Below are 4,784 nucleotides of genomic sequence, written 5' to 3' on the forward strand. Positions count from 1 at the left end.
GGCGGGGGCCTGGGCGGTGCAGCGCGCCGTGCTGCAGGGCCTGGGCGGGCGGATCGGCGGCTGGAAATGCGCCATGCCCCCGGGCCAGCCGGCCACGGCGGCGCTGCTCGATGCCGCCGGGCTGCGGACCTCGCCCGCGCGCTGGCCGGTGCCGGCTGGCGGGACGATCGGGATCGAGACGGAGATTGCCTTCCGCCTGGGCCGCGACCTGCCGCCGCGCGGCACGCCCTGGACGCAGGCGGAGGTGGTGGACGCCATCGAGGCCTGCTTCCCCGCGGTCGAGATGGTGATCACGCGCTACGCCGACCGCACCGCCGTCACGCTGGAGGAGACGCTGGCCGACAACATCTCCCATGCCGGGCTGGTCTGCGGCGCGCCGGTGGCGGATTGGCGTGCGCGCGACCTGAACGACCTGACGGTGCGGCAGAGCTGCGGGGGCGTCGTGCAGGTGGAGAAGCGCGGCAGCAACCCGGCGGGCGATCCGCTCGCCTCGCTGACGCGGCTGGCGAACCACCTGCACGGTGTCGGCCTGATGCTGCAGGCGGGCCATGTGGTGACGACCGGCAGCTGGACCGGGCTGCTGTGGGTGGCCGGCGGCCAGCGCGTGGTCGGCGGCTTCGAGGGCTTCGGCGAGGTGGTGGTGGACCTGGACTGACGGCGTCAGGTGCCGCGCGCGGCGAGCGCGCGCCAGACCCGCTCCGGCGTCGCCGGCATGTCGAGATGCGGCACGCCGATGGCGTCGCAGACGGCGGAGATCACCACGGGCAGCGCGCCGACCGTCCCGGCCTCGCCTGCGCCCTTGGCGCCGAGTGGGTTGCCGGCGGTGGGCTGCGGGTTGGAGAGCACCTGGACGAAGGGCAGGTCGGCGGCGCGCGGCATGGCGTAGTCCATGAAGCTCGCCGTCAGCATCTGGCCCGCTTCGTCGTAGCGGATCTCCTCCATCAGCGCCTGGCCCGCGCCCTGCGCGACGCCGCCCTGGATCTGGCCCTTCAGCAGCAGCGGGTTCACCACCGTCCCCACATCGTCCACCACCGTGTAGCGGTCGAGCCGGACCGCGCCGGTCTCCGGGTCCACCTCCACCTCGCAGATGTGGCAGCCATTCGGGAAGGTCTCGCTGCCAGGCGTGACGGCCGCCTGCGCCGCGAGCCCCGCATCCTCCCCCGGCCGGCGCGCGCCCGGCGTATGGGCGGCGCGCGCCACCTGGTCGAGCGTCACCGCGCGGTCGGTGCCGGCGACGGCGAAGCGGCCGGGGGTGAATTCGATGTCCGCGGGCGCGGCTTCCAGCAGGTGCGCGGCGATGCGCTTGCCGCGCTCGACCACGCGGGCGATGGCGGCGACGGTCGCGGCGCCGCCGGCGACCAGGCTGCGGCTGCCGAAGGTGCCGCGGCCATGAGGGACGAGATCCGTGTCACCAGCCACGATGCGCAGGCGATCCGGCGCGATGCCCAGGCGTTCCGCCAGCACCTGGCGGAACGCCGTCTCGTGCCCCTGGCCGTGGTTGTGGGTGCCGAGGAGCAGCGTCGCGCTGCCATCGGCGGCAATGCGCAGCTCCGCGCCCTCGTCCATCGGCGCGCCGGGCGGGCCGGCGCTGATCTCGATGGCGTTGGCGATGCCGAGGCCGCGCAGCATCCCGCGCGCCTCGCTCGCCGCCTTGCGCGTGGGGAAGCCCGCCAGGTCGGCGGCCTCCTCCGCCATCGCCATGCCGTGGGCGAAGTCGCCGCTGTCGTAGGTGAAGACGAAGCCGGTGCGCCAGGGCATCGCCGCGGCGGGGATCAGGTTGCGCCGGCGCAGCTCCAGCCGGTCGATCCCGAGCCGCGCGGCGGCGATGTCGATGGCGCGCTCGATGGCGTAGCTCGCCTCCGGCCGGCCGGCGCCGCGATAGGGCGCCTGGGGCTGGGTGTTGGTGAAGGCGCCGCGCACCGTCGCCGCGATCAGCGGGGTGCGGTACACGCCGGAAAGCCCGCCCAGGTTGTTCGTGCTGCTGTGCGGCGTCAGCGTGCCGAGATAGGCGCCGAGATTGGCGATGCTGGTGACGCGCAGCGCCAGGAAGGTGCCCTCCGCGTCCAGCGCCAGCTCGATCCGGTTGTGCGTGTCGCGCGCATGCGCGTCGGACAGCATCGCCTCCGTCCGGTCGGCGACCCAGCGGATCGGGCGGCGCAGCGCGCGCGCAGTGCGCAGCAGAGCGAGCTGTTCCTGCGTCGGGTGGCTGCGCAGCCCGAAGCCGCCGCCCATGTCGGGCGAGACGACCCGCATGGCGCTGGCCGGCACGCCGAGTGCGGCGGCCAGCAGGTCACGAAGCGTATGCACGACCTGCACGCTGGTGCGCAGGGTGTAGCGGCCCTCCGCCTCGTCCCATTCGGCGATGGCGGCCCGCGGTTCCATCGGCACGCCGCAGACCCGGCTGATCCGGGCGTCGAAGCTGACCACATGCGGCGCGCTTGCGATCGCCTGGGCGACCCTGGCGTGGTCGCCCAGGCGGAACTCGAAGCAGAGATTGCCGGCAGGCAGGCCGGGCCAGACCTCCGGCGCGCCAGGGGACAGCGCGGCTTCGGCGTCCGTCACCGCGGGCAGCGGCTCCCAGTCCACCGCCACCGCCTCGGCGCCGTCCCGCGCAGCGGCCTGGCTGGTGGCGACGACCAGGGCGACGGGATCGCCGACATGGCGGACGGCCTCGCCCGACAGCGCGCAATAGGGCGGGCGCGGCATGGGGGAGCCGTCCGGCAGGTGCCGCGGCACCAGGCAGGGCAGCGGCGCGACATCGGCCAGGTCCTCCGCCGTCACCACCGCGACCACGCCTGGCAGGGCGCGTGCCGCCTTCGTGTCGATGCCGGCGATGCGGGCGGCGGCGTGCGGGCTGCGGAGGAAGACGGCGTGCAGGGCGTCCCGCGGCGCGATGTCGTCGCTGTAGCGGCCGAGGCCGCGCAGCAGCCGCGGATCCTCCACGCGACGCGGCGCGCCGCCGACGTACCATGGATTCTCGGTCATGGCGTGCCCTGTCCGGCGAGCGCGACCAGCGCGTCATGCAAAGGGCCGGACGACAGCGCGCAGGGCGTAGCGAAATGGTGCGCGCCCTGCAGCACGAAGCGCCGCGCGCCGGTCGCCGTCGCCATCGCCTCGCCCTGGCGGATGAATTCCGGGCTCTCCGCCGTTCCCCAGGCGATCAGCACGGGCGCCGCGATTCGCGCGGCATGGCGGATCGGGCTGAGCGCATGCGCCTCCTCCGCCGAGAGGTGGACGTAGTCGCGCCGCGCGGAGAGCAGCACGGGTTCCAGGTCGTAGGCGCCGGAGACCAGCGTGACGGAGGCGAAAGGCAGTTCCGTCGCCAGCACCGCGGCGAGATGCGCGCCGGAGGAATGGCCGGAGAGGTGGATCGGCCCGTGCGGCGCCAGGAAGCCGACGCAGGCGCGCAGCTCCGCCACCACCTGCGGCAGGCACTTCGCCGGCAGCAGGCTGAAATCCGGCACCGCCACCTCGAAGCCCGCGGCGCACAGCGCCGGCGCGACGAAGCCCGCATCGTCGCGCGTGTTCGCGCGCCAGGCGCCGCCATGCAGGTGCAGATGCAGCCCGCGGCGCGCGCCCTGTGCCGGATAGAGGTCGAGCAGGTGCGGCCCGTAGGACAGTGCCTGCGGCCGCAGCGCGGCGCGCGCGGCCTCCGTCTCCGCGCGGTAGCGGGCCAGCCAGTCCGGCATGTCCGGGCACCAGGCGCGCTGGTCATAGGCGGCATCCAGCGCCGCCTGGTCGTACTGCAGCCAGACCTTCGGGGAGTCGTGCATCGCGGCAGGGTTTCGGCCGCGACCCGCGGCGTCAAGCGCCGGGCCGGATGCTCAGGTCAGGCCGATGCGCCGCGCGAGGTCGCGGAACAGCGCGACCTGCTGCGCCACGTGCCGGCGCGTCGCCTCCGGGTCCAGGATGCGCGGGACCGAGCCGAGCCGGCGCGTGGCCTCCAGCCAGCCGGTATCCTGCGCCATGGCGGAGAGCGTCCGCGTCCAGGCGGCCACCACCGGCTCCGGCAGGCCGGGCGGGCCGAACAGCGCGTTCCACCCGGCCATGTCGGCCAGCGCAGGCGCGCCGGCCTCGGCGGCCGTTGGCACCCCCGGATAGGCCGGCAGACGCGCCGCGCCGCTGACGGCCAAGGCCCGGATCTGCCCGCCGGCCAGCGCGCCCGCCATGTCCGCCAGGTTGTTGCCGACGAACTGCGCCTGGCCGGCCAGCAGCGCGGTCAGCGCCTCCCCGCCACCGCGGAAGGGGATCGCCACCGCGGCATCGTGCGCGAGGCCGGCCTGCACCATCATGTGCCGCATGCCGAGGTCGAGGATGGTCTGCGGGCCGCTGGTGGCGAAGTTCAGCCGCCCCGGCGCCTCCCGGATGGCGGAGATCAGCTCGGCCAGCGTTCGCCAGGGCGCGTCGGCGCGCACGCACACCACGTAGGGGTTCTCGTCCAGCAGGCCGAGCATGGTGAAGTCGTCCCAGGCATAGGGCGCGCGCGGATCGAGCGCAGGAACGATGGCGGCGGAGCCGACGCGCGCCAGCAGCAGCGTGTGCCCGTCCGGCCGGGCGCGCTGCACATGCACCGTGCCGACCGCGCCGGAGGCGCCGAGCCGGTTCTCCACCACCATGACCGGCTCGGCCGTCTTGCCGAGCGCGCGCGCCATCACGCGCGGGGCGTGGGCGGCGAGCGTGCGGGCTGCGATGTCGGCGGCGCCGCCGGCGGCGAAGGGGGCGACGATCACCACCGGCCGGTCGGGGTAGGGGGCCTGGGCCCGCGCAGGCAGCGCTGCGGCGGC

Annotated in this window: 4 protein-coding genes; 1 reads left to right on the forward strand and 3 read right to left on the reverse strand. The window is 75.2% G+C overall.

Going from position 1 to position 4,784, the window contains the following annotated elements:
• The coding region (locus OZN99_RS25710) for a 2-keto-4-pentenoate hydratase (protein ID WP_270938082.1) at nt 1-655 on the forward strand (655 nt) is incomplete at its 5' end.
• A gap of 5 nt (nt 656-660) precedes the next feature.
• On the opposite strand, the gene OZN99_RS25715 is transcribed toward OZN99_RS25710, so the two are convergent.
• From OZN99_RS25715 to OZN99_RS25725, 3 genes are all read right to left on the reverse strand, one after another.
• The gene (locus OZN99_RS25715) at nt 661-2,985 is read right to left on the reverse strand and encodes a xanthine dehydrogenase family protein molybdopterin-binding subunit (RefSeq protein ID WP_270938083.1); all 2,325 of its coding nucleotides are present in this window, start codon (nt 2,983-2,985) and stop codon (nt 661-663) included.
• Complete coding sequence (locus OZN99_RS25720) at nt 2,982-3,773, reverse strand: alpha/beta hydrolase (protein WP_270938084.1); 792 nt, start codon at nt 3,771-3,773, stop codon at nt 2,982-2,984. Before OZN99_RS25720 ends, OZN99_RS25715 begins: the two co-directional genes overlap by 4 nt.
• Nucleotides 3,774-3,824: 51 nt before the next feature.
• On the reverse strand, nt 3,825-4,784 hold a 960-nt coding region (locus tag OZN99_RS25725), incomplete at its 5' end, for a tripartite tricarboxylate transporter substrate binding protein (protein ID WP_270938085.1).

The organism is Falsiroseomonas oryzae (genome assembly GCF_027856955.1).
In the GTDB taxonomy this organism is placed as follows: domain Bacteria; phylum Pseudomonadota; class Alphaproteobacteria; order Acetobacterales; family Acetobacteraceae; genus Falsiroseomonas; species Falsiroseomonas oryzae.

Bases quoted from the DNA above. Each gene is read 5' to 3' on its own strand.
- OZN99_RS25720 (WP_270938084.1), bottom strand. From the start codon at position 3,773: ATGCACGACTCCCCGAAGGTCTGGCTGCAGTACGACCAGGCGGCGCTG.
- OZN99_RS25715 (WP_270938083.1), bottom strand. From the start codon at position 2,985: ATGACCGAGAATCCATGGTACGTCGGCGGCGCGCCGCGTCGCGTGGAG.